A 26737-nucleotide genomic window follows, 5' to 3' on the forward strand; every position below is an offset into this window, starting at 1 on the left:
TAGATAGAGCGCATTCAGTAAATGCTTTAAGCGTTATCAATAACGTCGATGCGTCCGGTAAAAAGCGCAGAAATATTACCGTTATCTTGACGCAATTGCAAACATCCATGTGTATCAATACCGCAAGCATAGCCCGTCAGTATCTCTGACTGACCGTTGTGTTCTTGGCTAATGCGTAAGCGCCGACCCGCTAGGGCATCCATCGCGTCAAACTGCTGCAAAAAACTGTCTAAATTATAGGTTTGACCGGTCGGCTTTTCTAACCCTAAGTGCTCAAAACGTGTCATCGCCGCCATGAGTGCTTTGCTCATTTGTTGATAAAGCGCTCGTAGAGTTGGCACAGCACTTGCGGATTTATCTGGCGCTAACAGCTGCTCGATATCTTGCAAGCTAATGGCTTGATAGCTCATACCTTCACAGGTTTGGGCGGTAAGGGTGGGCGTTGCCTGTACGTTTAGTCCCACCCCCATCACCACGCCGACCAATTTTCCCGCTTGGGTAACCGGCTCAATCAATATGCCCGCAAGCTTGCTAAATTGAATAATTTTCGTACCCGATACGGCTTCATCTGCTTCAGAGAGAGATTGATAAAATCCCAAATCATTCGCCCATTTTACCCCTATAGGCGGCAATCCTTGCGCATCTAGTTGTTCATTTAATGTTTGAATAATAGGCATTTTTGCCAGCTCAACACCAATGATTAAAGACAATAAACCGCTAATGGGCATGTGCACTGGATAATATAACGACAGATAAACATTACCACGTGGTGATTGCCATGAACGCCCATGTTGTCCACGACCTGCACTTTGGGTTTTGGCAGTCAGTAGATGCATCTCGCGGGCATTGAGCGTGCCATCCTGTACTGCTGCAATAAGCTCGCTGTTGGTCGAGACACTGCTAGATAAATGCCGATGGTTAAGCTCTGGCAAATGAGTAAGTAGGTATGACTTAGAGGCGCAGGCAGATAAAGAGTCGAGTGGCAGCATAGGTTTTTTCGCTGTGGTTAATAGAGCAAATGTGATAAATGTGGCAGGGGTAATCTTTGATATACTGAGCAAGGGTCACAAGTAGTCAATACAGAGTAGATAGGATAAAGGTCAGTGTGCGATTTGGCAAATGCAATTAAGCACACGATAAAAGGTAGATTTTATAATGTGATATGTATGGTTTTTGATTGCAAGACTGCGCGTGGGTGAGCAGTTATTATTGAGTGGGGTTAGGGTGATTTAACAGGCTCATATCACAACCACAAGCCGCACAATTTCAGGTAGAATAGCCGCCTGTTTTTGCTAAGTTTATCGATTCTTCATGCGCCTAAAATCTCTCAAGCTGGCAGGCTTTAAATCCTTTGCCAATCCCACGACTTTTACCTTCCGTCATGGCATCACCGCCATTGTCGGGCCAAACGGCTGCGGCAAATCCAACGTCATCGATGCCATTCGCTGGGTACTGGGAGAAACCTCAGCCAAGCAATTACGCGGCGGGGCGATGAGTGATGTTATCTTTGCTGGTACGCAAGATAAAGCCGCTAAGAGTGTCGCCAGTGTTGAGCTGACTTTTGAGCATACCCAAGACGAGCAGACGGGCATTCGCCATGAGTTTAATTTATATCAAGAGTTGTCTGTTCGCCGTCAGATAAATAAGGATGGGCGTTCGGATTATTTTATCAATGGCACGCGCTGCCGTCGTCGTGATGTGGTCGATGTATTCTTGGGTACGGGTCTTGGCGCGCGCAGTTATGCGGTTATTGAACAAGGTATGATTGGGCGGATTGTCGAGTCTAGCCCCATGCAGCTACGTGAGTTTATCGAAGAGGCGGCGGGTGTTTCGCGCTATCAAGCGCGCCGTGAAGAGACGCAAAAAAAGCTTGAGAAAACACAAGATAATTTGGCACGTCTGTATGATATGCAAAGCGAGCTGGTCAGCCAACAAAAACGCTTGTCTAAACAAGCAGCCAGTGCTGAGCGTTACGAAGAGCTGGCGTTAACACTTGTTGATATTAAACAACAACTTGCCATTCAACAATTATATCAAGCCAAACACAATCAACAGCAGCAGAAAATCGCTCATGAGCGTAGTGCCACTGAGGTTGCCACATTACAAGCAAGCTATGACACTCTAAAAGCCAAACAAGATAAGCTTGCTGCCCATATCAATCAGGAGCAATGGCTCAAAGACGATGCCCAAAGCAGCCATTATCAACAGCAGCTTGAGCTGCAACAAGTAGAGCACCAGCTCAGTGATGTCAAGTCACAGCTGACCACCATTGACCAGCAACTAGCCAGCTTGGAACAACAGCGTGAGCAATTAGTCGAGGAGATTGAGCGCTTAAAATCTGATGAAGATGGGCAGCAGAAGGCGCTAGAATTATTGCGTCCGAAGCTTATTGAATTAACGAATAAACGTGAAGCGCATAAACGCAACGAGCAACCATTGCAGCGCGCCTACCATGACGCGCAAAATCAGCTATTAAGGCTGCAAGATACTGCGCGCTCGCTTGAACAGCAGCAAGCGATCAATAGCCAAGCACAAAAACGGCAGCAGCAAAACCAGGATAAGTGGCAGCGCCGCCAACAAAATTGGCAAAATCTCTGGCAGCAATTAAAACAGTCTGTATCTCTAAATAATAGTGCTGACGAGCAAGAATCGGCTGATGCAAACAATTTACAGCACACATTAGACACGCAAGTGACTGAGCTAAATAAACAGCTACAACAGACTGAGCGTCAACAAGATAGCGTTGATGAACGTCTGTCAGAGCTACAACCGCAAGCGCATGATTTACAACAGCGTTTAAACATGCAGCAGCGCGAGTTGAATGAATATGAAAAACGTCATGCCGTATTGGCAAGTGAGTACGATACCCTACACCAGATACTGCATCCTAAACCTATTCCAAAATCGCAACCGCTTGTTCATGCAAAAACTGCTGATGTTAAAAGTGATTTAGGAAGCAAAATAGTCAGTGACTATAACCAATTGACCATTACTACCTTGCGCGAGCAGATTGAGCTAAGCGAGAAAGGCAAACAACATGCGCAACTACTCGATAGCGTATTGGCATTATGGTTGGATAGTCATGTGCTGCCTGATAAGGTATCTAATCAGCAACACACCAGAGGTTTTCAAGAAGCGAAAAGCTTATGGCAAGCGCTTGAATACGATTTGGATAATCTATTTACTTATCAAATGGCACAGAACCAGCTTATCACTAATGAAGATAAATCGTCAGTAGATACGGGTCACAGCTTATGGCTATCTGCTACGCAAAATGAGTTAGCTACAAAGCCATTTACCAGTAAATTGGCAGATACTCTAAGTGATGAAGTAATACCTCTATCAGAGCTGATTAGCGCACCGAACTTAGCGCTTTGGCAGCACTGTTATTTATATACTGCGCAACCTGAGACAAATAATAAGCAAATGTTAGAAGTGCTTGCTGATATTTTAAAGGCATTGCCGCTATCAGCCATTTTGCTAACGTCTGATGGTTGGCTCATTAGTCGTCAGGGGACGATTAATCTAAGTAAGTTTGCTGGCGCGCAAAATGGTCAAACTGATAGCAATAGTCAATTCCTAACCCAGCGTTTGCAGCAGCGTAACCGTTTGCAAGTATTAGAAGATATGCTTGATGGATTTGAGGTCAAAATAAAAGATAAGCAAGCGGCTATTGCTAATAACCAGCGTAACTATGCTGCACTAACGGTCAGCTTAGAAGAAACCCGTGCGCAAGCTGAGCAATTGACCCGTGACCAGCATAAATATCAGCAGCAGCTCACCACTCAACGCGCTAATGCTGAGCGCCTACAAGCGGACAGCCAACGCTTAAGCACTGATAAAATAGCCCTTGAGCAAGAGCAGCAAGAGCTTAAGCAAGAACAACAAACGCTTAATAATGAGCTACAGAACATCCAAAGCGAAATAGCGGCGCTAACGCCACAAATCATCGATGCTCGAGCAACAACGCAGCAATTACAAGCTGAGCGTAGTGAGTTAAGTCGCACCCGTCAGGCAGACGATGATGATTGGCAAGCATTGCAGCTTCGTATCCAGCAGAGCGAGATACGTGTAGAACATAGTGCTAGCAGCCTTGCACGGGCAAGCGCGCAATTTGATAAATCGCTACAAAGCGAGAAGATTTTACAGACAAATTATAAACAGCATCAAAGTAAGCTGCCAGCACTGCAAGCAGCCCTGCAAACAGTGCAAACGGCGCGTGATGAGCAGCAGTTACTATTAACAGGGCGTGAGACAGCATTAACGGCGCTTAAGCAAGAGTATAATCAGCAGCAGGTCGAGCTAGATACGCTGCAACATAAATTGCAAACTCAACAAAGTGAGCTTGCTCGCCTTGCCACTGAACTGGCACTAAGCGCGGCGAGGTTAGAGGATGCTAGCAGCCATACACAAGAAGCGCTAGATGCGTACTCTAATGCAAGTCATAAATATAAAGCGCAGTCGGATATATCTCAGCAGCCACAAACGATGAGCGTCTCAAACTTATTGGCAGATTTTATCGCTCATGATCGCCGTGTACGTCCAGACAAAATCGCAGAATTAGAATCTGAGCGTAATAAGCTTGAGCAGCAATTAAGCAAAATTGGCGCAGTTAATCTCGCCGCGGTGGCAGAATTGGCGGAGGTGAATGAACGCTTAGAGCCACTGGCGCAGCAGACCGCAGATATTGCGGCTAGTATGCAAACATTGACAGAAGCGATTGCCTCGATTGATGAAACGACTAAAACACTATTTATGCAGACGCTTGATGCGGTCAATAGCGAGCTTGCCAACTTATTTGCCAAAGTCTTTGGCGGCGGGCAAGCAAGCTTAACCCTAAATACTGACGATATGCCTGCTAATGCGCCAAAATCAGAACAATGGCGGGCAGGGCTGACTTTGATGGCACAGCCAAAAGGTAAGCGTAATAGTCGATTAGCCGTGTTATCAGGCGGTGAAAAAACCCTGACCGCGCTGAGCTTAATCTTTGCGATATTTAAGCAGCATCCTGCACCATTTTGCGTGCTTGATGAGGTAGATGCGCCGCTTGATGATGCTAATGTCGCTCGTTTTACCAGTCTCATTCATGAATTAGCAGACGATTTGCAGTTTATCTTTATTAGCCATAATAAATTAACCATGCAAATTGCTGATGAATTAAAAGGTGTTACCATGCCAAGCGCAGGGGTCTCTACCTTGGTCAGCGTCTCGCTCGATGAGGCGGCAGGTTACCTTGCTGATTAAAAGCATGACTGAGTCGCAAAAATAGTGATAACTGGCAGCGATTGTCAGTGGTATAGTTAGGGGTCAGGGTAGAAGGTCACGCAAGTGTGTCAGCCTCGCGGTAAACGATGACTATATGGTGACGACGTTAATTAGCCATGCTAGACTATTGCCATTTATTCCCCCTTATGTATTCTCTTTTGTCGTAGATTAGGATTATTTCTCATGACCGCTATTCAGTTTATATTGATCGCCATTGCTGCATTGATTGTGCTTGCCGGGCTAATTATGGTCATGCGTAGCTTTAAGCGGCGCAAAAATGCAGAAGCTGCCGCGATCAATTATGACAAAAACGGTATTCCTATCATACCGCGTCATGAGCGCAATATCGTCGACCAGCCAGATTTAGACGACACGATCGCTGGTAAAACCAGTATCACGCCTGACCGCAGTTATCTGAATGCAGTCGTTGAAGATGCACCTTTGAGTGAAGCGCGTCAGCAAGACGACGATGCACAGTTGATGTCTGGATACGATAATGTCAGCAGCGATGTAAACGATAGCTATAGCCAAGTAAATGATGAAGATTATGCGCGCTGGCAGGCAGAGCAGCATAACGATAATAGCGAATTTACCTCTGTTGCTGAGCAAATGAATATCGAACAAGAGCCTGATGCGTTTTCAAGCTTGGTATCGGCAACTGACAGCCTGATGCCATCCATTGATACGGCAGAAGAGCCAAGTTTCAATGATAATAGCCCAATACTTGATCAGCATTTATCAGAGCCGGTCGATGATACGCAAAATGCACCACTTATCAATGCCAAAGACAATATCAATATCACCATTTTGCCGCACCAATACCGTGACCGTCCGGCAGCGTTGATTCGCGGTCGTGATTTATTGGCATTGATCGATAAATATGGTCTGCGTTATGGCGCGATGAATATGTTCCATCGCTATGAGCAAAAAGACGGTACCGGCATGCTCTGGTTTAGTATGATGGGGATTACCGATAGTGGTATCGCGCCTTTTGATCCGCATAGCGTGGCGACCAATAACTATAACGGCGTGGTGGTCTTCTTATCGTTGCCGCATCCTCAAGCGCTGCGCAGTTTTGACAGTATGATGAGCATCGCTTACATGATGGCAAGCGATTTGGACGCTGTGATGCTAGATGAAGAGAACGACCCAATCACGCCTGAATACAAGCAACAATTACGCAACCAAGTGCGCGATTATGCAGGTTGATCGCTACCAAAGTTGATTAAAATCGATAAATAATATCAGTACTGAAAAAGGCAAATAGCGATGAGGTTATTTGCCTTTTTGCTTTTTCAATTGTCCTGATTTTTGGTAAAAGTTTATCCGAGTATCTTGTAAACTTGTTATCATATCGACATCTTGAATTGCAAAAAAAGACGCCGATTATGACTGACTCTACCTCACCAAATAATTCTAAAAACCTATCTGCTCAAGTAGAAATCCAAGCACTTGCGACCTCTAATATATCCAGTTCGACCGATGATAGTACTAATAATAGTACAGAGATTGTCGCGCAAATGCGTTCATTCATCAACGCTCTGAAAATACTAAATCATCAATATTATGTGATGGACAGACCAGTTGTGGAAGACAGCGAATATGACCAAATGCGTCAGGAATTGATTGAGTTGGAAGAGGCATATCCAGATTTGGTACAGCCCGACAGTCCGATCAACCAAGTCGGCGACATGCCGCTATCGGCCTTTACCCAAGTGACGCATGACATTCCGATGCTGTCGCTGGGCAATGTCTTTGAGTACGATGATTTGCGCGATTTTATGCGCCGCATTAACGACCGTCTCAGCGTCTCGCAGCAAAACCCTGAGTATGTAATGGAGCAAAAGCTGGATGGTCTGGCGGTATCATTGAAATATGAACACGGCAAGTTTGTGCAAGCGGTCACGCGTGGTGATGGGCAAACGGGTGAAGACATTACTAAAAATGTCAAAACCATTCACAACCTACCGAAGTGGCTACCCGAAGCGGCTGATATTGCGCTATTAGAAGTGCGTGGGGAAGTCTTGATAACAAAGAGAGGTTTTGAGCGCTTAAACCGTATCGCCCGTGAAAAGAACCAAAAAGTCTTTGCTAACCCGCGTAATGCTGCCGCTGGAAGTTTAAGACAACTTGATCCCGCCATCGCCGCCAGTCGACCGTTGGCGTTCTATGGTTATTCGGTCAATCAAGGTTTGCCTGAGACTATTGAGACCCAATCCGCAGCGCTCGCGTGGCTAAAAACCCTTGGTTTTACGGTCAGCGCATTAAGGGTGGTTGATACTCCACGAGAGACACAGATTTATTACGAGAAGGCGATTGAAGAGCGCAACCAATTGTCCTATGAGATTGATGGCATGGTGATGAAGGTCAACAGCCTTGTATTACAGCAGCAGTTAGGCTTTTTGTCGCGTGAGCCGCGCTGGGCAACGGCTTATAAATTCCCTGCTGAAACCGTCATGACGCGTTTGCATAGCATTGACTGGCAAGTCGGACGCACTGGCGCGATTACGCCTGTTGGCAAATTAGAACCTGTCAAAGTCGGTGGCGTCACCGTCAGTAATGTCACCTTGCATAACTTTGGTGAGATTCAGCGCCTTGACGTGCGCGCAGGCGATATGGTCAGCGTCCACCGTGCAGGCGACGTCATTCCCAAAGTCACACGCGTTTGGACAGATCAGCGTCCAGAAAACTCTGAACCTGTCACTTTGCCATCGACCTGCCCAGTATGCGACTCGCCTGTGGTATTACCCAAAGATGAAGCGTTGGCGCGTTGTACCGGCGGGCTATTTTGTCCCGCGCAGCAGGTCGAGGCGCTTATTCACTTTGTCTCGCGCCGCGCGATGGATATCGATGGGCTTGGCGCGAGTTGGCTGATTAGCTTTTTTGAGCATGGCTTGGTGAAGACAGTCGCTGATATCTATCAATTGCACAAGCATACGGATGAGCTGATTGCGCTTGAGAAACTGGGCGAAAAATCCGTACAAAATATCCTCAGTGCCATTGAAGCCAGTAAGCAGACGACACTCGCGCGCTTTATCTATGCGCTTGGTATTCGCGGTATCGGTGAGACGACGGCGCAGAATCTGGCGCAGCAATTTGGCGACCTTGATAGCCTAATGACAGCGGATATCGAAAAACTGCTTCTTACGCCAGATGTGGGCACTATTACTGCTGAGCTTGCCTATAAATTCTTCCGCGCACCGCACAATATCGAAGTTATCACCGCATTACGAGAGGCTGGTATCCATTGGGATAATGTCGAACAAGTCGCATCAGAGGGATTACCGCTCGATGGGCAAACGTGGGTCATCACGGGCGCACTTGATAGCATGGCGCGTGATGAAGCGAAAGCTAAACTACAAGCTCTCGGTGCCAAAGTCTCGGGCAGCATCTCAGCAAAAACCACGGCGCTACTGGCAGGTGATAAAGCTGGCTCGAAGATGGCTAAAGCGGAAAAGCTGGGCGTCAAAGTGGTGGGTGAAGAAGAGTTTTTGGCGATGTTGAAAAATTCATAGATTTTGAATAGTACATTCGGTGCGCTAGGCGCACCCTACGATGCTCATTATAGTGATTTAGTCTGAGTTTAGCGCAGGGATTTCTGCTCATTGTAGCCAGTTTTAAACCGTTAACTATGAAGAGGTAAAGTGATGTGAAGGATGAGTTCACCGTTAATGAGTTACAAGCACTAAAAGCCTGTTTTACAGATGCTATTTATTTTAGAAATATGCTTTTAGAGATTTCTGAACTGAAAGAATGTGGATTACTTATCAATGGCTTTATGTCTGAAGTATTAATGTTCATTATTGAAAGCTATGATTGCTTGGTTAAAATAGCTCCTGAAGTAAAACTACTGTTCGACACCATCTCAATAGAAGCGCTAAGAAAATCAAGACATCGTGCAAAAATTCTTGAATATACAAAAGATATTAATTCAGGGTTGGATGACTTAAGTTTGATTGATATTAAACAGTTAAAATTTTTTCAAATACATCACACAGGCTTATTGTCTAAATTAAAGCAATTTATTCAACCTGATATGGGTATAACTAAATATAAAGGACATTTTATTACTACGACTCATTCGACCGTATTCGATATGGGGCCGGATGCAAAAATCGAATCAGAGTATTTTTATATAGTCACTGTACTACAAAAGAGTTATGATTTGGATGAATATCATAAAACAACTTAGATAAGTCATTTTCCATCCAGCCTTGTCGTAGGAACTTCACTTGAGCCCACTTCTTCTCGATAGGATTTAGATCAGGGCTGTAGGGTGGTAGCCATAGAATACGATGGCCATGTCTGTTGAGTAGTTTTTGAATACGCCTATTTTTATGAAAGGCAGCGTTATCCATCACAATCACGCATTTTCTTTTAAGCTTTGGTATTAGTATGAACTTGCACCAGTTATAGAAAATCCCTTTATTAATGTTTGTTTTTAAGTAATCGAGTGCAAAGAGCATTTTGTCATATAGGGCACCAATGACATTGGTTCGATCTTTAGCTTGCCAGTTATAACTGTCAATACAAGGGCTACCAATGGGTGCATAGCCACAAGGGCGCATTGTTTCACTCTCAAAGCCACGCGCGTATATGTAGACAATAGCAAAGCCTTGAGAGATGAAGTGGTTAAGTTTTTTTAGGTAGTGAGCTCTCTTTACTGGACAAGCTTTGGGATGCTCAAGTGTCTTTTTTTTTGCTAATACCAATACGCTTTAAGGCTTTACTAATACCCGTTGGACTACATTTAAAACGCTGAGCTCTCTCATAATGGTAATCGTCAGGGTAATCCTTAACATCTTGAGCTAAGGCTTCATCCTCTATTTTGTAGGGCTTAATATCTCGAGTGGTTTTACTGTGAAGACGCTTCTTCCACTTCTGGATAGTCGTGGGACTGATATCATAGAAAACAGCAGCTTCAGCAAAGGTCATGCCCTCATCTAAGCTTTTCAGGACTTGTTTGCGATAATCTAGGGAGTAAGTCATGGTCATTTATAGTGATAATCGTTTAGTTGATTTACTTTATAACATTTTTGGAGTCAGCTGACTATAGTCTAGGAGAGGTTATTGGTATTTATCTTCAGACTATTATTGAAAACTTTAAAATAGATGAAGTTAGTATTAATAGTGACTATATTTTTAATAAAAATGATTACCAAATATTGGATATTAAAAGCAAGAGTCTATTTAAACGTAGTAATTTTCAAGAGAGCAATAAGAGGTTTGCGCCAGCATTAATACTGATATTGGTTCGATTAAACTATACCAAAATGATAACGTCCCAGTTTCTTTCAAAAAATAGCCATACTTTGATAAGATTAAAATTTATAAATATTTATCATGCGTGTCAAAGCTTAACTAAAATTCAAAGCTTAGTGATGAAGGGAGCACCCACTGACAATGAAATAATGTTTTTTAAAACTGTATTTAGTAATAAAAATATTAAGTGGCTTTTGACACAGAGCTCCCTTCGAAACCTATTCGTTCATTACTTACTTGACAACAAACAGCTTAAAAGAATGCCGGATAATTATACTCGTGAAGAGGCTATATATATTTTAAGTGGAGGTTTATCATTTGAAGAACTAGAGAAACTCCTAGATATTACGATTAATAATATTACTATTCAGATCGAGTCTTTCTATAATCTTAACAATAATACTTTTTGGATAAATAAGATTAATAATGAGTTATAGGCAAGTTTCGTGAATTTCGTTCAGTAAAGTCAGTGTAGGGTGCGCCCAGCGCACCAATAAAAACAAATTACTCTAATTTATCTGAAAAACTCTCTGAAAAACCAATTGAATCATTACCCCAATCTTCCGCATAAAGACCTTGCTTCACATAACGATGAAAGCTTGAATATGGCCAATCTGAAATTTTTTCGACCAATCTATGTTTGACAGGATTGTAATGTAGATAATCCATGTATCTAATAAAATCTGCTTCGTCTTTTATTTGATGCTCAAAAAATCGACGCTGCCAGATGCCCCTTTCATTTCTTTTTACCTTTGAGTAGCTCAACTCATCTATCGATAAATGGTACTGTGGACAAGCTTGAGTGGTTAGACGTTTTATTTGAGACCAACGCATACTGAAATTAGCGTCATTGATAGGCATTTTCCAAATACAGTGTAAATGGTCGGGTAGTTGCACCCATGCAATAATTTCAAAAGGATATTGTTGTTGAACTTGTCTGATACTGTCCTTAAAAGCTTGTAAGAAATCGCTTTCACATAGTATTTTTCTTCGGTTATATGCAACCAAAGTAAAAAAATAGGTAGCACCCTTCGTATATGAGCGAATATATTGTGACATTTTATCTTCTATACCAAACGTATATCCGGTGCGCTAGGCGCACCCTACGATGTGCTTGTGCCAATAAGATCATCAAGCCACAGTCTACTCCGCCACCTCTCCATGCGCCTTCACATCACCTTTCTTACCATCAGGTTTGATCTCAATCGGTAATACCAATCCTTTTGCAAATTCACCAGCCAATACATAATCATAGCTTCCAGCAGCGATATCAGGGGTGGTATGAATGATCATCTTCATATCTTTATCATCAGTCAGCTCATGCGAGACATAGCTTTCACTGAGCTGATCCAAGGCTTTAGATAGCGCCTCATTACTCGCCATACTTACGGTCAGATTGTGCTGAGCGGTGGCGTTATCTACCTTGAAATACTCTGCATAATCGCGGACATTTTGGCTATCGAGCGCAAATGGATATTGATAATTAGCGAGATCGGCTGGCTTTTCGCCACTATCCATAACTGACCAATCTATAGTATTTGCTACTGCTGAGCCCGTTGTCGATACTGGTGCATCCGTTTTTTTAGCCGTAGTATCCGCATTATTATCGCAACCTGAAAGCGCCCACATACTGGCAGTCGTAATAATGAGCATAGTTATAAGACGCTTTGGCATCGAGGTATCCTATTTATGATAAGTCATGAGATGTTCTGATAGAGGGGCTATTTTGACAGCTTTCTGTGTGCTTCTCTAGCGAAATGCAAAAAAGGATGTTTTTCACTCTATCAATTTCTTATTCTAGTAAGGTAGATAAGAAGACGAGTTTTCTATAAACCGTTTAATAGAGGAGGCACAAAAAAACAGCCCTCTTTCGATGACTGTTTGTGCTAATGCTCAGTTTAATAATGATACATCTATCATTATAGATGAATGATTAAACCGAAATAACTATCTACCTACTTGGCAGTTTACTTGGTACTCTTTACCATTTGCCCACTTGATAGCGAAGATGCCTTTGTCGCCTTTCATGTGCCATGCATAGGTCGCTTCTGGGTTTGAGTCGTTGACATAGCTTGCGACATCACCTTGCACACCGCCATTTAAGACGATCTTTTGCTCTGCCCATTTTACTTTTGGCAAAGTCGCATTCACCATGGCTTGTTTTTTATTAATAGACTGCTTTGCCATGATTGTGCTGTTGTCAGTACAGGTGTAAGGGGCTGCTGCCATACGGTCATAAGCTGCATCAGGCATACTGTCTTTGACAGGCGTTTCTGAAGCATTTGGCGTGGTAGGCGCGGTGGTCGCACAGGCGCTTAGTAGGGCAAGGGCAGGTAGAGCAGTCGCAATTTTGGCTAATGTGTTCATAGATCTCTCCAAAGTAAATTCGTTTTTATGTATAGGTTCTTAATAATGCATTAAGCATATGATGCATATGGTAGCCAAAACCATAGCGGGAGAATGTTAGAAATTGTTTGTTACGTGTTCACTTGGTTACTTAAACACTGTTTACTGTAACGATTGATTTAAGGATGCTTAATGAATTTCTGATTTGCTTACTTTCAGCAAGCAGCAAGCAGCAAGCAGCAAGCAGCAAGCAGCAAGCAGCAAGCAGCAAGCAGCAAGCAGCAAGCAGCAAGCAGCCTTAACATCAAATAAAAAAACGCCTATCAACGTGTGGCTGATAGGCGCTTATCTACTTAGGCATTAGCCAATAGATACTGTTGATCTACTGTATGACAGCAGATTAATAATGATTTGATTACTTGGTTTTACGGGGTGGTAGACCGGTATGTTGAGTTTGGAAGTTGCCTTTACTCACTGGCTTTTTGCCACCAGTATTTTTGCCCGCAGTCCCTTTATTTGACCAGCTATCAGCTGTTTTATTGCTGCGTTTCACCGAGTCATTACCTAGACGGCTGTTTTTCTTACGCGCCGACTGATAGCTGTCTTGCGCCGCATCACGACCTTCTAAGCTGGCATTAAATGGCGGGATTAAGCAGCCGCGATTTTTACCAATCAAATCACCACGCCCCATATCTTGCAGAGCTTTACGCAGCATTACCCAGTTCTTTGGATCATGGTAGCGTAAGAAGGCTTTGTGCAATTTGCGCTGCTTACCTGATTTGACGATATCCATATCACCTTCGTCACGGCTGATTTTATGCAGTGGGTCTTTATGGGTATGATACATGGTGGTCGCGGTCGCCATTGGGCTTGGGTAAAACGCCTGTACTTGGTCAGCGCGGTAGCCATTGCCTTTTAACCATAGCGCAAGATTCATCATATCTTCATCTTTGGTACCCGGATGGGCGGCGATAAAGTAAGGAATCAGATACTGCTCTTTACCCGCCTCGAAGCTGTACTGCTCAAACATGGCTTTGAATTTATCATAGCTGCCCATGCCAGGCTTCATCATTTTCGATAGCACGCCTTCTTCAGAGTGCTCAGGCGCAATCTTTAGATAGCCGCCGACATGATGACTGACCAATTCTTTGACATATTCAGGGTCTTTTACTGCCAAGTCATAACGCAAGCCTGAAGCAATCAGGATTTTTTTCACGCCTTTGATATCACGTGCTTTGCGATACAGCTTGGTCAAGTTACTATGATCGGTAATCAGGTTTTCGCAGACATCAGGATAGACGCAAGAAGGCTTACGACAGTTCTTCTCAATTGTCTCATCTTTACAGCTGAGGCGGTACATATTGGCAGTTGGACCACCAAGGTCAGAGATAACGCCGGTAAAGTTCGGCGCGGTATCACGAATCGCTTCAACTTCACGTAGGATAGATTCTTCCGAGCGGTTTTGGATAATACGGCCTTCGTGCTCGGTGATAGAGCAAAAAGTACAACCACCAAAACAGCCACGCATAATGTTGACCGAAAATTTAATCATGTCATAAGCAGGGATACGTGCATCGCCATAACTTGGATGCGGCAAACGTGCGTATGGCAAGTCAAACACGTAATCCATCTCTTCCGTCGATAAAGGAATCGGTGGCGGATTGAGCCACACATCGATAGAGGTATGTGAGTTACCGGCGCCACTGCTATGACGCTGCACCAATGCGCGTGCATTGCCCGGATTGGTCTCAAGATGCAAGATACGGCTAGCATGAGCATAAAGAACAGGGTCAGATTTGACGTGCTCATAATCAGGCAAGCGAATGACGGTTTTCTCACGCGGTGGCATTTTTATTTTATGCTTACGTGCTGTCATCGGTTTAGTAAAGCCGCGCATTTGTACGACTTGCGTTTCTTCATCGACTTGGTCAGGATTCAAGATTTTATTGGTTACTGGTTCAGAGACGAATCCTGGATATTGCCCTGACATTCCTGACATTGATTGTCCGACAGGAGAGGCGCTAGGCTTATCTTGTTCGATTGAGCATTGGTCAAGATCTTCGGTCATCACATACGGGTTGATAATCGGATCAACGCGACCAACGGTATCGACATCATTACTGGCAACTTCGGTCATGCCCGCTTGCCAATGACGGCGCGTCGGCGTGAGCAAGTACGCTGTACCGCGCAAATTGCTCATTTGCTCAAAGCTATAGCCTTTTGATAGACCATGTACCACATCGACGATGGCGCGCTCAGCATTGCCATACAATAAAACATCGGCACGGGCATCAAGCAAAATACTACGGCGTACTTTATCTGACCAATAGTCATAATGCGCAATACGGCGCAGGCTGCCTTCGATACCGCCTAAGATAATCGGCACATCAGGATAGGCTTCACGGCAGCGCTGACTATAGACGATAGCAGCACGGTCAGGACGTTTGTCCGCGACATTACCAGGAGAGTAGGCGTCATCACTACGGATTTTACGATCAGCCGTATAACGGTTAATCATGCTATCCATGTTGCCCGCGGTCACGCCATAGGCATAGACAGGTTTACCCAGTTCCATAAAGGCGTCTTTGCTCTTCCAATCTGGCTGGGCGATGATACCCACGCGAAAGCCTTGCGACTCTAGCAGGCGACCGATGATGGCCATACCAAAGCTTGGATGATCGACATAAGCATCGCCCGAGATAATGATGACGTCACAGGCATCCCAGCCCAGATCGTCCATCTCTTTGCGGCTCATCGGCAAATAAGGCGCAGGCTCGTAGCAGCTTGCCCAATGTTTGTCGTAGTCGTAAAGAGGTTTGGTGCCTTGTTTAAAGGCAGTACGGGCGATGGTATCGGCAGACATGGGATAACCTTAATCAGAAAAAATGCATATATAATAGCCATTATAGATAACGGTAGTTGATGGCTAATTTAAAGGCGCTCATTTTAACATGAATAACGTTCATGATGTAATAAACGTATTAGCGATAAGTTATTGATAGCGCAGAGTAATCTATGGATAGTGATTAGGCAAAAAGCAGATATCAATCTAAATAAATCTTCGTACCACACTTGGTAAAGTTCATCACAAACTGACTCTTAAAATTACGTACATTATTTTCGTAAGTAAGCAAATTGCGAGTGAACTGATGATAATCCTTCATATTTTTAGCACTCACCATAAGCATAAAGTCAGCATCGCCAGAGACTTCGTAGCAGCTCATCACTTGCGACTGTGCATTCATCAAACGCTCAAATCGATGCTGCATAGAGTTATTGGAGCGCTCCATCTCTACCATCACCACCGCCGTCAAGCTATAACCAACCTTATGAGGGTCTACTATAGCGACTTGCTTAGTGATCACCCCATGGTCTATCAGCGCTTGCACACGACGTTGAGCCGTAGCGATAGACACGTTGACATGTTCTGCAAGGGTTTTTAAAGGCAATGACGCATCATCTTGCATCAAATTCAAAATGGACTTATCGGTCTTATCTAATGGCTGATTCATAGGTTTTCGCTTTAATTTGAAGACATTAATAGAGGATGATTACAATCACTTACTATGGAAGTATTATCACTATAAATCATAAAGTAATAAATTATTAGTAATATAAGCAATTATAAGATAAATATATTCATATTAAGATAAATATAGAGATTTTTTCACCATCACTAGCTATAAACTAAGCCTTATTCATTAGAGAACAGTAATAATCTCTATCAAATAGTATTCTCACTGCTCATGCAAACAAAGGTGCTTTATGTCTACTTCAATCCTATCCAATACTGTAGCGTCGACTTTGTCGCGTTTCCCGATACCAGCAATGTGGGCCAAAGGCAGCGTACAGCAGCGCACTTTAATGATGGGTGTAGCGCTAGCAGTCTTATCCAACGTATTGTTTGGCGTACTGTATGCTTATAGCAGTTTTTTAGCGCCGTTATCAGGGACACAAGTTTTTATCTGGCGGATGCTTGCGATGTGGGCCGCACTGATAGGCTATTTGCTTATCAGCGGGCGTTTGGGTTTACATATTGATAAGCTCAAATCATTAGGCTCTGTTAGACAATGGGCTTGGTTGTTATTGCCTACACCGATATTCTTAAGTCAGTTTTGGCTGTTTATGTGGGCACCCGTCAATGGACAGGGCGTACAGACAGCGATGGGTTATTTTTTATTTCCGCTTATGATGGTGGTGTTTGGATGCGTACTGTTCGGTGAAAAATTAAGTCGCTTACAATGGTTGGCGGTTGCTTTTGCTGCAGTTGGAGTCGGCAGTGAGATTATACGTACGCAAAGTGTCTCATGGGCAACGCTATGGGTGTGCGGTACTTATCCTGTTTATTATATTTTGCGCCGTTTGCAAGGTATTGGTGCAGTTACTGGGTTGTTGGTTGATTTAACCATATTCGCCCCATTTGCTTTGGCGTACTTATTCTTCATTGCCCCAAGTAGTTTAAGTTTAGTCAGCGGCTCTGGGTTCTTTATTACGATGCTAGTAGGACTCGGCGTTATGAGCGTGCTGGCCATGAAAACCAACGTCGATGCCAGTCAAATGCTGCCAATGAATGTTTATGGTATGATGAGTTATTTGGAGCCAGCGTTACTATTTATCTTAGCAATAACCGTTTTGGGCAATCCTTTTGAATCGGCGATGATTTATAGTTATGGTCTTATTTGGGTCGGGATAGCTTGTCTGATTGCGCATGGTGTACGTCAATTACGCCGCGCTCATCAACAATCGCAAATAACAAAAATCGCACCAGTTATGTGAAAATTAATAAATAAGAGTAATCGAATAAATGAAAACGGACGATTCAGCATTATGCTGAATCGTCCGTTTTTTTTAGAATTAACACCAATCTTTTGAAAAGAGGGCTTTAATCTAAATCCTTCTTAAAACCACGCTGCTTATCACGTTCCCAATCACGGTCTTTAAGCGTTTTGCGTTTGTCATGCTGTTTCTTACCGAGTGCTAAACCAATTTGACATTTCACCAGCGAGTTTTTCCAATAGCAGGATAATGGGACGCAGGCATAACCTTTTTGGTTGACTGCACCCATTAACTTTTCGATTTCGCGGCGATTGAGCAAGAGCTTACGCGTACGGATACTATCGGGGCTCACGTGTGTCGAGCTAGATAGTAGCGGCTGAATATGTGCGCCAAATAGAAATGCCTCATTATTACGAAAAATAATATAAGCTTCCGTAATGGTCATTTTACCAGCACGAATGGCTTTGACTTCCCAACCTTGTAATGACAATCCTGCCTCAAATGTCTCTTCAATAAAGTACTCATGACGAGCCTTTTTATTGGCACAAATTTGATTTTCCGGTTTTTTTGATTTTTTTGACATAACGTCTCCATAAGGACTGCTTAAATATATCTTGTCCCTAGTTTTCTAGTCTTACTAATTCCTCATCCTAGCCCCTTAACGAGATTATTTTTACCAAATAGCAAAAGGGATGAGTCGAACTGGCTATTGTAACAAAGCCGCCGCTGCAAATGTAGCTGCGCTGTTAGGACAAATGTAGCAGATAAGTATTAAGTTTGGATAAAATTTGCTAGCATATAGGCCATTATTATTAATCATATTAGCCCTGTTATGAGCCTTTCTGCTACTTCCTCAAAACTGCATACTAAGATTTTATACCCTGGCACCTTTGACCCCATTACCAATGGTCATGTCGATTTGGTTAAACGGGCGACGAAACTGTTTGATGAGGTGGTCATCGCTGTCGCCTCAGGACATCATAAAAAGCCATTGTTTGACTTTGAAGAGCGTGTGGCTTTGGTCGAAACGGTATTCGCTGATTTACCGCAAGTTTCGGTGATTGGCTTTGAAGGTTTGTTGGTCGATTTTATGCGCGAAAAAAACGCCACTGCTGTCTTGCGTGGTTTGCGTGCGATGTCAGACTTTGAATATGAGTTTCAACTCGCCAATATGAACCGTGAGCTTGATGAGAATTTTGAAGCAGTATTCTTAACCCCGTCACAAAACTACTCTTTTATCTCATCAACGATGATTCGTGAAATTGCCAGACTTGGCGGTGATGTGACCAAATTTGTGCCGCCTTGTGTATCTGAAGCTTTTATTCAAAAGCTCGGTAATAAATAGGTCGCGTATCTGTGTTAGATGGCGTATTTCTTAATAAATAGAAATGCCTGATAGAAAAAAAGGAGCAGTCTATGGCGTTGTTAATTACGGATGAATGCATCAACTGCGATGTGTGTGAGCCTGCCTGCCCAAACGAAGCCATCTCAGAAGGTGATGATATCTATGTCATCGACCCTGATTTATGTACCGAATGCGTCGGTCATTTCGATGAGCCGCAATGTGTGGTCATCTGTCCCGTTGATTGCATCCCTCATGACCCAAATCATATCGAAACCGAAAGTGATTTGATGTCAAAATACAAACGCATTACTGGTCAATAAAATATGACAACTGCATCAACCAACGATTTTGACCAGCAACATCTCTGGCATCCCTATGCCAGTTTGCCACCCAGTTATCCCAATATCGTAATCGACCATGCCGAAGGTATCTATATCGTCACTGAAGATGGTACACGTCTTATTGATGGTATGTCGTCATGGTGGGCGAGTGTACACGGTTATAATCATCCTAAGTTGAATGCAGCGGTGATTAAACAATTGGGCAAAATGGCGCACGTAATGTTTGGCGGTCTGACCCATCAGCCAGCGATAAACTTGGGCAAAAAACTGCTGTCAATTGTCCCTGCCGGACTGGATGCGATATTTTATGCCGATAGTGGCAGTATCGCGGTAGAAGTAGCACTAAAAATGGCATTGCAATATCAAATTGCCGCCAAGTGCCCAACCAAGCAGCAGTTTGCCTCGACCCATTCAGGTTACTATGGTGATACATGGCATGCGATGAGTGTCTGTGATCCTATCAACGGCATGCACAGTCTCTATGGCAAGCAATTACCGATGCAGTATTTTGTACCTGCCCCGCCATTAGGGTTTGAGCGCGAATTGACGGCAGCTGAGCATGATGAATTAACGGAATTTTTTGACAAGAATAGCGACCAGCTTGCTGGATTTATCATCGAGCCGATTATTCAAGGCGCAGGCGGCATGCGCTTTTATAGTCCTCAGTATTTGCAACTGTTACGTAAGCTGTGCGATGAGCATGATGTACTATTGATTGCCGATGAAATTGCCACCGGTTTTGGGCGTAGTGGCAAGTTATTTGCTTGTGAGCATGCCGCTATTAGCCCTGATATTATGACGATTGGTAAGGCGCTGACTGGAGGCTATATGACTTTTGCCGCGACCTTATGTACGCGTACCATTTCTGATACGATTAGCCAAAGTGATTATCCGGCATTGATGCACGGTCCGACTTTTATGGGTAATCCGCTGGCATGTGCCGTTGCTTGTGCCTCGATTGATTTGATCCTATCTTATGATATAGAAGCGCGTACTACAAATATGCAATCTGTAATGGAACAGCAGCTCGCGCCAGCAGAGCTATTGGATGGTGTTGCTGAGGTACGTTGTTTAGGTGCAGTTGCCGTCATTGAGCTAAACGATGCGGTTGATATGTCAGTATTCCAAGCCTTATTGATTGAAAACGGCATCTGGGTGCGACCCTTTGGTAAATTGGTTTATATCATGCCGCCATATGCGATTACCGATGACGAACTGGTTACCCTTTGCCAAGCGTTATTAAAAGTAGTCAGTACTTATTTAAGTCAAATTTCTTTGACCACAAAAGAATAGCAAGGATAACTATGAGCGTTCTGTTTATCTCAGGTATCGATACCGATATTGGCAAAACTTATGCCACAGGATTACTTGCCAAAGCGATGATGCAGCAAGGCGTTAATGTCATTACTCAAAAGTTAGTGCAGACCGGCGTGGCGATAAATGCAGATAGCGGCGAGATGGGCATTGCTGATGATATTATTACTCATCGTCAATTGATGGGTATTGCGCTGCAACCGTGTGATGTTGATAACACCACTTGTGCTTATCGCTATGAGAAACCTGCCTCACCGCATTTATCTGCCGCGCTTGCTAATGAAGTGTTAAATCCTGATGTTATTACGAGCGCCACACTAAGTCTGCAAGCGGATTATGAGGTGGTGTTATTAGAAGGAGCGGGCGGCTTACTTGTGCCCATCACTGAACAGCTATTAACCTTGGATTATATTGCTGAGCAAGGCTATCCTGTTATTTTGGTCACTTCCGGTCGTTTGGGCAGTATCAATCATACTTTGCTCAGTTTAGAGGCGATAAAATCGCGTGGTCTAGACGTGCATAGCGTTATTTATAATCATATCCACGACAATGCTGCTCAGACGGATGAACAGATAGCAACTAGTACGATAAAATTTTTGCAAAATCATTTGGCTCAATATTATCCAAATACGTATTGGTTATCTTTACCGATACAAGAGGATAATGGCTTTAGTCATGTAGATTTTATACTCCCTCAAAACTTTGTATAAATCAGCGCTAAAAATAAGCCAAAAAAACTTTCCGAAAGCAATATGAATTTTGCTATACTAGCGCGCTTGGTAGACTAGGCAATCGCCGCTGCACACTGGTAACAGACATGCAGGGGAGGAAAGTCCGGGCTACATAGGGCAGCGTGCCAGCTAACGGCTGGGCAGGGTAACTTGACGACCAGTGCAGCAGAGAGTAGACCGCCTTTAGTGTCTGACACTATCGGTAAGGGTGAAAGGGTGCGGTAAGAGCGCACCGCGTGAATGGCAACATCTCACGGCATGGTAAACTCCACGCGTAGCAAGACCAAATAGGCATCGGCATGGCGCGGCCCGCGTTCGATGCGGGTAGGTTGCTTGAGCGTATTAGCGATGATACGCCTAGAGGAATGATTGTCCACGACAGAACCCGGCTTATCGGTTTACCAACCTTTTTAGCAATGTTTTAAACATGTTTCTTTATTAGCCAATCTTTAAAGAAGCATAACAGTACCGGCTTGGTGTTTTTAAATTGCGCTTATCTTGAATATAATTCAATTTTTTTTGCAAAAATAGCCAATTAGGGGTTGACGCAAGTCACTCATATCGGCATAATACCGAGCCTAAAATGGCGATGTAGCTCAGCTGGTTAGAGCGCATGACTCATAATCGTGAGGTCAAGAGTTCAAGTCTCTTCATCGCCACCATTTTTAGCAAGACCTGTAACATTAAAAATGCCAATCATTATTTGATTGGTTTTTTTTTGCCTATTTTATGGCTGAAAATAAATAGCTACTCATAGAATCTATATCAGATCTAACGAAGTAAATATTCTTGATTTAAAGCTTGTTTGTCTACCTTCATTTATAAAACCAAATCTTGCTGACAAAATCCACTTACTTTATAGTGGAAAACTGCTAGAATACCCTAACATGCCTGTGCGTAGTTATAACTAATAATCAGCGCTGTAGGCACTTCACTTGCTACAATACGGTTTGCTTAATGTAGTGATATTGGTGTATTGACTGATATTAACTATGAATAAGTATTCTATTGTTGCCATCTGACAGCATTTATATTCGTTATTCAATCCTCCATTATTTAGTAGGCGCTTTGTGACTGCATTAGCCAATATTCGTAACTTTTCTATTATTGCCCACATTGATCATGGCAAGTCGACCCTTGCCGATCGTTTTATTCAAATGTGTGGCGCGCTACAAGATCGTGAGATGCAGGCGCAAGTCCTCGATTCGATGGATATTGAGCGTGAGCGCGGTATCACGATCAAAGCGCAGTCGGTGACGCTGTATTACGATCATCCAAATGGTGAGCGTTATCAGCTCAACTTTATTGATACGCCTGGTCACGTGGATTTCTCTTATGAAGTCTCTCGTTCCTTAGCAGCTTGTGAAGGTGCACTATTAGTCGTTGATGCGGCGCAAGGCGTGGAAGCACAGTCGGTTGCTAATTGTTATACCGCTGTTGACCAAGGTCTTGAAGTCATGGCAGTTTTAAATAAAATTGACTTGCCACAAGTTGAACCTGAGCGTGTGATTCAAGAGATTGAAGATATCATTGGTATTGATGCCGTTGATGCGCCACGCGTATCGGCAAAATCTGGTCTCGGCGTTGATAAACTGCTTGAGGCATTGGTTGAATTTATTCCTGCGCCAACGGGTGATCGTGACGCACCGCTGCAAGCGTTGATTATTGACTCATGGTTTGATAATTATTTAGGCGTGGTTTCATTAGTACGTGTACGCCAAGGTACGATAAAAAAAGGTGATAAACTTTATATCAAATCGACTAAAGATGCGCATCTAGTCGGATCAATTGGTGTCTTTACTCCGAAGCCTTTAGATACGGGTATCTTAGAAGCGGGTGAAGTGGGCTTTATTATTGCGGGTATTAAAGACATTGCAGGCGCGCCAGTTGGTGATACGATTACTCATGCCAGTACGCCTGACGTCGATCGTATCCCTGGATTTAAACAGATTACGCCGCAAGTGTATGCTGGTATGTTTCCTGTAGAATCTACCGACTTTGAAAAGTTCCGTGAAGCACTGCAAAAACTGCAGATTAACGATGCGTCATTGTTCTTTGAGCCGGATACCTCAGACGCGCTAGGTTTTGGTTTCCGTTGTGGCTTCCTCGGTATGCTGCATATGGAGATTATCCAAGAGCGCTTAGAGCGTGAGTATGACTTGGATCTGATTACTACTGCGCCTTCAGTTATCTATGAGATTGCGAAAAAAGATGGCAGCATTATCTATGTTGATAACCCATCAAGACTGCCTGAACCGAATAATATCGAAGAATTCCGTGAGCCGATCGCTCGTTGTCAGATTTTAGTACCGCAGGATTATCTCGGTAACGTGATGACGCTTTGTATTGAGCGCCGCGGAGTTCAAGTCGATATGCGCTTTATGGGTCGCCAAGTGCAGCTTATTTTTGATATTCCGATGGGTGAAGTGGTCATGGACTTCTTTGACCGCCTAAAATCAGTGTCACGTGGTTTTGCGTCACTTGATTATAATTTTGAGCGTTATCAAGTCGATAAATTGGTTAAAGTTGACGTGCTGATTAACGGTGACAAAGTCGATGCGCTTGCTATGATTGTCCATGAAACTCAGTCGCGCTACCGTGGTAACGCACTGGTGACCAAAATGAAAGAGTTGATTCCGCGTCAAATGTTTGATGTCGCTATTCAAGCGGCAATTGGCAGCCAAATTATTGGACGTAGTACTGTGAAAGCCATGCGTAAAGATGTCTTGGCTAAGTGTTATGGCGGTGACGTCTCACGTAAGAAAAAGCTACTGTCTAAGCAAAAAGCTGGTAAAAAACGCATGAAGCAAGTGGGTAACGTCGAGATTCCACAAGAAGCCTTCTTAGCCGTATTGCAAGTAGATTAGATTATTGATAAATGAATCATCATTGCTGTTTTTACGGATGTCATCATTGGATAAGTAGCTCGCTAATAGGCAATTAAGTATGGATTTTGATTTCAATTTGATTTTAGTGCCATTAACCATAGGTTTGGGTATTATTTGGCTATTAGATAAGCTGACACTTAAACAACGTAAAACACGGGGTCGCGGTAAAGAGAGCTTGCTGGTACGCTGGGCATATGATTTTTTCCCCGTGCTGGCGGTAGTATTAATTGTGCGCTCGTTTTTAATTGAGCCGTTTAATATTCCGTCGTCCTCGATGGTGCCAACGCTATATACGGGCGACTTTATTGCCGTCAATAAGTATGCTTATGGTGTCCGTTTGCCACTGGCTTATAATAAAGTAATCGATACTGGCACGCCTGAACATGGCGATGTTGCCGTTTTTCGTTATCCAGAAAACCCAAGTATTTATTATATTAAGCGCGTCATTGGCCTGCCGGGTGATACAGTTAGTTATAACCAAGGCACAATTGCGATTAATGACGTGCCTGTTGCTACTCAAGCCATTGATTTTGACGCCAATGCAGAGCTGACGTCACAGTTATATTCGTCAGGGGAAGTTGCTCCCGGTCAAATGCTGACAGAAGAGAATGCTGCTGCGATGGGTCAGCAAGAAGAAGGCGACGCAAGATATTTTAAAGAAACTCAAGGTAAGCATGAGTATGTTGTTCGTTATTTGAAGGGTCTGAACAGCTCGCAATATGCGCCATTTTTACAGCAACAGTCGCCAGAAGTGGTGAGCTCAGAAGGCAATCAATGGCGTATCAATGTGCCTGAAGGTCAGTATTTTGTCATGGGCGATAACCGTGATCGCAGTGCAGATGGACGCTTTTGGGGCTTTGTACCTGATGATAATTTAGCAGGAAAAGCAGTATATATTTGGATGCATAAGCCGCCAGGTCTACAGCTACCTACCTTTAAACGTAATGGTGCTATCGATTAATGACATCAATGTTCTATAGATATATTTACCTACAAACGTTTTATGCTAATATTTTGGCTATTTAATGCAATGATATGTAGCTTGTAAACATTCACTAAGAAACAGTGTTTTCTAAGCCAGATACATTACAAATATAGCTATTTTTCGTTGAGAGGTATTATGGTGCAACAGTTATCTGGCTTATCTACACAGCGCGGTGCTAGTGTCACGAGTATCGTTTTTATTATCATCGCTTTGGGTGTTGCTGTTAAATTGATTGTTGCCATTGTGCCAGCACAAATTAGCGATTATCAACTGACTAAAACCTTGAGTGCGCAGCTTCAAGAGTCTAATAACAAGAAAGAGACCGCCAAGCAATTCGTCGAGCGTGTTGATAAGCAGTTGTCTATCAACGCTGATTACGATACCAAAGCAGAGGATGTATTTAGCTTTAAAGATAAAAAAGCAGGTCAGTTGGCTATCTATAAAAAATATGAAAAAACCAATACGCTCTTTGGAAATATTGATATTGTGAATCGCTTTGAAGGCGATATCGATCCTACATTGGCAGAGTAATTGGGTTTTCTAAATATGAGCAGCAACGATCCAACAAGCCAGTACGCTAGAAAACAGTTCTTTATGAGCTGGTTTTTTGTATTTAATATTTTTAAACATTGCTATTTAATGACCTTAAATAGTACAACAAAAGGGATAATCATAAGCCACGCATGAAACCAACTTCGCAGTATCCTCAGGCGGTTCCTAATCCACCAAAAAATAGCCTGTCTGATGACACGCTTATTATTAGCTCAGAATTTATTCAACGCTTAGCAGTATTAACGCGCAAGTTGGGTTATGTGTTTAATGATTTAAGTTTACCTAAGCTGGCACTCACGCATCGCTCGTTTGATAGTAAGAAGAACTATGAACGCTTAGAGTTTTTGGGTGATGCATTGCTAGGTATGATAGTTGGTGAAGCGCTGTATCATCGTTATCCAGCCCAAAATGAAGGTCGTCTGACCCGTATGCGAGCGACGCTCGTGAGGCAAGAATCGCTGGTTATTATCGCTCAAAATCTAGAGCTGTCTAATCAGCTAATATTGGGTGTGGGTGAGCGTAAAGGTGGCGGACGCAATCGTGCTTCTATATTGGCGGACGCCGTCGAATCCTTGATTGGTGCTATTTATCTAGACAGTCAAGATATGAATATCACACGAGAATGTGTATTGTCTTGGTACGGTGATTTGATTGATAATGTTAATGACCAAAAAGCTCTAAAAGATGCCAAGAGTCGCCTACAAGAATGGCTGCAGTCGAAGCAATTTGACTTACCACATTATGAGTTGATGGAAACACGCGGTAATGCCCCGCATCAGATATTTGTGGTACGCTGTCAGGTAAACATTCTTAACTGTCCTGATATTACCGAATCCGGTGAAAGCCGCCGTATTGCTGAGCAAAAAGCGGCTGAATTGATGATTAATCAACTTCATAAGTTGCCAAGTGTCCCTAAAAAACGCAGCCAATGA

Annotated in this window: 23 protein-coding genes, 1 tRNA gene and 1 other RNA gene; 16 read left to right on the forward strand and 9 right to left on the reverse strand. The window is 43.4% G+C overall.

Going from position 1 to position 26737, the window contains the following annotated elements; all coding sequences use genetic code 11:
• Window positions 1–26 precede the first annotated feature (26 nt).
• A complete protein-coding gene (locus AC0J5Y_RS01810) occupies window positions 27–989 on the reverse strand; it encodes a biotin--[acetyl-CoA-carboxylase] ligase (protein ID WP_475131271.1) in 963 nt (320 codons plus the stop codon).
• Window positions 990–1311: 322 nt separating this feature from the next.
• Between AC0J5Y_RS01810 and AC0J5Y_RS01815 the strand changes: the two genes are divergently transcribed.
• The 4 genes from AC0J5Y_RS01815 to AC0J5Y_RS01830 all read left to right on the forward strand — a co-directional run bounded on the left by AC0J5Y_RS01815 (window position 1312) and on the right by AC0J5Y_RS01830 (window position 9457).
• The gene (locus AC0J5Y_RS01815; protein WP_475131272.1) at window positions 1312–5244 is read left to right on the forward strand and encodes an AAA family ATPase; all 3933 of its coding nucleotides are present in this window, start codon (window positions 1312–1314) and stop codon (window positions 5242–5244) included.
• A 204-nt stretch (window positions 5245–5448) separates the two neighbouring features.
• The gene (locus AC0J5Y_RS01820; RefSeq protein ID WP_475131273.1) at window positions 5449–6474 is read left to right on the forward strand and encodes a cell division protein ZipA; all 1026 of its coding nucleotides are present in this window, start codon (window positions 5449–5451) and stop codon (window positions 6472–6474) included.
• A gap of 179 nt (window positions 6475–6653) precedes the next feature.
• Window positions 6654–8780 carry an NAD-dependent DNA ligase LigA gene (ligA, locus tag AC0J5Y_RS01825; RefSeq protein WP_475131274.1) on the forward strand — a complete coding sequence of 709 codons (2127 nt, stop codon included), beginning with the start codon at window positions 6654–6656 and terminating at the stop codon, window positions 8778–8780.
• 134 nt (window positions 8781–8914) lie between these two features.
• Window positions 8915–9457 (forward strand): hypothetical protein, encoded by a 543-nt coding sequence (locus tag AC0J5Y_RS01830; protein ID WP_475131275.1) that lies wholly within the window; start codon window positions 8915–8917, stop codon window positions 9455–9457.
• On the opposite strand, the gene AC0J5Y_RS01835 is transcribed toward AC0J5Y_RS01830, so the two are convergent.
• The 5 genes from AC0J5Y_RS01835 to AC0J5Y_RS01855 form a co-directional block, all read right to left on the reverse strand.
• Window positions 9405–9977 (reverse strand): transposase, encoded by a 573-nt coding sequence (locus tag AC0J5Y_RS01835; RefSeq protein ID WP_475130347.1) that lies wholly within the window; start codon window positions 9975–9977, stop codon window positions 9405–9407. The two genes, AC0J5Y_RS01830 and AC0J5Y_RS01835, sit on opposite strands and share 53 nt — an antisense overlap.
• A complete protein-coding gene (locus AC0J5Y_RS01840; protein ID WP_475130346.1) occupies window positions 9949–10260 on the reverse strand; it encodes an IS630 transposase-related protein in 312 nt (103 codons plus the stop codon). Before AC0J5Y_RS01840 ends, AC0J5Y_RS01835 begins: the two co-directional genes overlap by 29 nt.
• Window positions 10261–11031: 771 nt before the next feature.
• The gene (locus tag AC0J5Y_RS01845; protein WP_475131276.1) at window positions 11032–11586 is read right to left on the reverse strand and encodes an REP-associated tyrosine transposase; all 555 of its coding nucleotides are present in this window, start codon (window positions 11584–11586) and stop codon (window positions 11032–11034) included.
• 84 nt (window positions 11587–11670) lie between these two features.
• Window positions 11671–12201, reverse strand: coding sequence for a hypothetical protein (locus AC0J5Y_RS01850; RefSeq protein ID WP_475131277.1), 531 nt, complete (start codon window positions 12199–12201; stop codon window positions 11671–11673).
• 273 nt (window positions 12202–12474) lie between these two features.
• Window positions 12475–12894 (reverse strand): hypothetical protein, encoded by a 420-nt coding sequence (locus tag AC0J5Y_RS01855; protein WP_475131278.1) that lies wholly within the window; start codon window positions 12892–12894, stop codon window positions 12475–12477.
• Window positions 12895–13078: 184 nt separating this feature from the next.
• Between AC0J5Y_RS01855 and AC0J5Y_RS01860 the strand changes: the two genes are divergently transcribed.
• Window positions 13079–13237 (forward strand): hypothetical protein, encoded by a 159-nt coding sequence (locus AC0J5Y_RS01860; protein ID WP_475131279.1) that lies wholly within the window; start codon window positions 13079–13081, stop codon window positions 13235–13237.
• Between the two features lie 51 nt (window positions 13238–13288).
• On the opposite strand, the gene AC0J5Y_RS01865 is transcribed toward AC0J5Y_RS01860, so the two are convergent.
• Together AC0J5Y_RS01865 and AC0J5Y_RS01870 are read right to left on the reverse strand one after the other, a co-directional pair.
• Window positions 13289–15736, reverse strand: a complete 2448-nt coding sequence (locus tag AC0J5Y_RS01865) for a YgiQ family radical SAM protein (RefSeq protein ID WP_475131280.1) — start codon at window positions 15734–15736, stop codon at window positions 13289–13291.
• A 181-nt stretch (window positions 15737–15917) separates the two neighbouring features.
• Entirely contained in the window at window positions 15918–16385 is a 468-nt protein-coding gene (locus tag AC0J5Y_RS01870; RefSeq protein ID WP_475131281.1) for an Lrp/AsnC family transcriptional regulator, read from the reverse strand.
• 253 nt (window positions 16386–16638) lie between these two features.
• Between AC0J5Y_RS01870 and rarD the strand changes: the two genes are divergently transcribed.
• Window positions 16639–17649, forward strand: coding sequence for an EamA family transporter RarD (gene rarD, locus AC0J5Y_RS01875; RefSeq protein ID WP_475131282.1), 1011 nt, complete (start codon window positions 16639–16641; stop codon window positions 17647–17649).
• 106 nt (window positions 17650–17755) lie between these two features.
• On the opposite strand, the gene smpB is transcribed toward rarD, so the two are convergent.
• Window positions 17756–18232 carry an SsrA-binding protein SmpB gene (smpB, locus tag AC0J5Y_RS01880; protein ID WP_011512728.1) on the reverse strand — a complete coding sequence of 159 codons (477 nt, stop codon included), beginning with the start codon at window positions 18230–18232 and terminating at the stop codon, window positions 17756–17758.
• A 249-nt stretch (window positions 18233–18481) separates the two neighbouring features.
• On the opposite strand from smpB, the gene coaD reads away from it, so the two are divergent.
• The 10 genes from coaD to rnc all read left to right on the forward strand — a co-directional run bounded on the left by coaD (window position 18482) and on the right by rnc (window position 26737).
• Window positions 18482–18994, forward strand: a complete 513-nt coding sequence (gene coaD, locus AC0J5Y_RS01885; RefSeq protein WP_475131283.1) for a pantetheine-phosphate adenylyltransferase — start codon at window positions 18482–18484, stop codon at window positions 18992–18994.
• A 71-nt stretch (window positions 18995–19065) separates the two neighbouring features.
• Window positions 19066–19314, forward strand: a complete 249-nt coding sequence (locus tag AC0J5Y_RS01890; RefSeq protein WP_011512730.1) for a YfhL family 4Fe-4S dicluster ferredoxin — start codon at window positions 19066–19068, stop codon at window positions 19312–19314.
• A gap of 3 nt (window positions 19315–19317) precedes the next feature.
• Window positions 19318–20628, forward strand: a complete 1311-nt coding sequence (gene bioA, locus AC0J5Y_RS01895; protein ID WP_475131284.1) for an adenosylmethionine--8-amino-7-oxononanoate transaminase — start codon at window positions 19318–19320, stop codon at window positions 20626–20628.
• An 11-nt stretch (window positions 20629–20639) separates the two neighbouring features.
• Window positions 20640–21359, forward strand: coding sequence for a dethiobiotin synthase (bioD, locus tag AC0J5Y_RS01900; RefSeq protein WP_475131285.1), 720 nt, complete (start codon window positions 20640–20642; stop codon window positions 21357–21359).
• Window positions 21360–21425: 66 nt separating this feature from the next.
• Window positions 21426–21789, forward strand: an RNA gene (rnpB, locus tag AC0J5Y_RS01905) — RNase P RNA component class A.
• 176 nt (window positions 21790–21965) lie between these two features.
• Window positions 21966–22042 (forward strand) — tRNA-Met (locus AC0J5Y_RS01910).
• 408 nt (window positions 22043–22450) lie between these two features.
• A complete protein-coding gene (gene lepA, locus AC0J5Y_RS01915; protein ID WP_475131286.1) occupies window positions 22451–24247 on the forward strand; it encodes a translation elongation factor 4 in 1797 nt (598 codons plus the stop codon).
• Window positions 24248–24326: 79 nt separating this feature from the next.
• Entirely contained in the window at window positions 24327–25229 is a 903-nt protein-coding gene (gene lepB, locus AC0J5Y_RS01920) for a signal peptidase I (RefSeq protein WP_475131287.1), read from the forward strand.
• A gap of 159 nt (window positions 25230–25388) precedes the next feature.
• A complete protein-coding gene (locus AC0J5Y_RS01925) occupies window positions 25389–25784 on the forward strand; it encodes a DUF4845 domain-containing protein (protein ID WP_475131288.1) in 396 nt (131 codons plus the stop codon).
• A 152-nt stretch (window positions 25785–25936) separates the two neighbouring features.
• Window positions 25937–26737, forward strand: coding sequence for a ribonuclease III (rnc, locus tag AC0J5Y_RS01930; RefSeq protein WP_475131289.1), 801 nt, complete (start codon window positions 25937–25939; stop codon window positions 26735–26737).

It is taken from the genome of Psychrobacter sp. TS_SC_6 (assembly GCF_056156305.1).

What these genes read in the sequence shown, in the direction of transcription:
- AC0J5Y_RS01810 (WP_475131271.1), bottom strand. Translation starts at nt 989, where the DNA reads ATGCTGCCACTCGACTCTTTATCTGCCTGCGCCTCTAAGTCATACCTA.
- AC0J5Y_RS01815 (WP_475131272.1), top strand. Translation starts at nt 1,312, where the DNA reads ATGCGCCTAAAATCTCTCAAGCTGGCAGGCTTTAAATCCTTTGCCAAT.
- AC0J5Y_RS01820 (WP_475131273.1), top strand. Translation starts at nt 5,449, where the DNA reads ATGACCGCTATTCAGTTTATATTGATCGCCATTGCTGCATTGATTGTG.
- ligA (WP_475131274.1), top strand. Translation starts at nt 6,654, where the DNA reads ATGACTGACTCTACCTCACCAAATAATTCTAAAAACCTATCTGCTCAA.
- AC0J5Y_RS01840 (WP_475130346.1), bottom strand. Translation starts at nt 10,260, where the DNA reads ATGACCATGACTTACTCCCTAGATTATCGCAAACAAGTCCTGAAAAGC.
- AC0J5Y_RS01845 (WP_475131276.1), bottom strand. Translation starts at nt 11,586, where the DNA reads ATGTCACAATATATTCGCTCATATACGAAGGGTGCTACCTATTTTTTT.
- AC0J5Y_RS01850 (WP_475131277.1), bottom strand. Translation starts at nt 12,201, where the DNA reads ATGCCAAAGCGTCTTATAACTATGCTCATTATTACGACTGCCAGTATG.
- AC0J5Y_RS01855 (WP_475131278.1), bottom strand. Translation starts at nt 12,894, where the DNA reads ATGAACACATTAGCCAAAATTGCGACTGCTCTACCTGCCCTTGCCCTA.
- AC0J5Y_RS01865 (WP_475131280.1), bottom strand. Translation starts at nt 15,736, where the DNA reads ATGTCTGCCGATACCATCGCCCGTACTGCCTTTAAACAAGGCACCAAA.
- AC0J5Y_RS01870 (WP_475131281.1), bottom strand. Translation starts at nt 16,385, where the DNA reads ATGAATCAGCCATTAGATAAGACCGATAAGTCCATTTTGAATTTGATG.
- rarD (WP_475131282.1), top strand. Translation starts at nt 16,639, where the DNA reads ATGTCTACTTCAATCCTATCCAATACTGTAGCGTCGACTTTGTCGCGT.
- smpB (WP_011512728.1), bottom strand. Translation starts at nt 18,232, where the DNA reads ATGTCAAAAAAATCAAAAAAACCGGAAAATCAAATTTGTGCCAATAAA.
- coaD (WP_475131283.1), top strand. Translation starts at nt 18,482, where the DNA reads ATGAGCCTTTCTGCTACTTCCTCAAAACTGCATACTAAGATTTTATAC.
- AC0J5Y_RS01890 (WP_011512730.1), top strand. Translation starts at nt 19,066, where the DNA reads ATGGCGTTGTTAATTACGGATGAATGCATCAACTGCGATGTGTGTGAG.
- bioA (WP_475131284.1), top strand. Translation starts at nt 19,318, where the DNA reads ATGACAACTGCATCAACCAACGATTTTGACCAGCAACATCTCTGGCAT.
- bioD (WP_475131285.1), top strand. Translation starts at nt 20,640, where the DNA reads ATGAGCGTTCTGTTTATCTCAGGTATCGATACCGATATTGGCAAAACT.
- lepB (WP_475131287.1), top strand. Translation starts at nt 24,327, where the DNA reads ATGGATTTTGATTTCAATTTGATTTTAGTGCCATTAACCATAGGTTTG.
- AC0J5Y_RS01925 (WP_475131288.1), top strand. Translation starts at nt 25,389, where the DNA reads ATGGTGCAACAGTTATCTGGCTTATCTACACAGCGCGGTGCTAGTGTC.
- rnc (WP_475131289.1), top strand. Translation starts at nt 25,937, where the DNA reads ATGAAACCAACTTCGCAGTATCCTCAGGCGGTTCCTAATCCACCAAAA.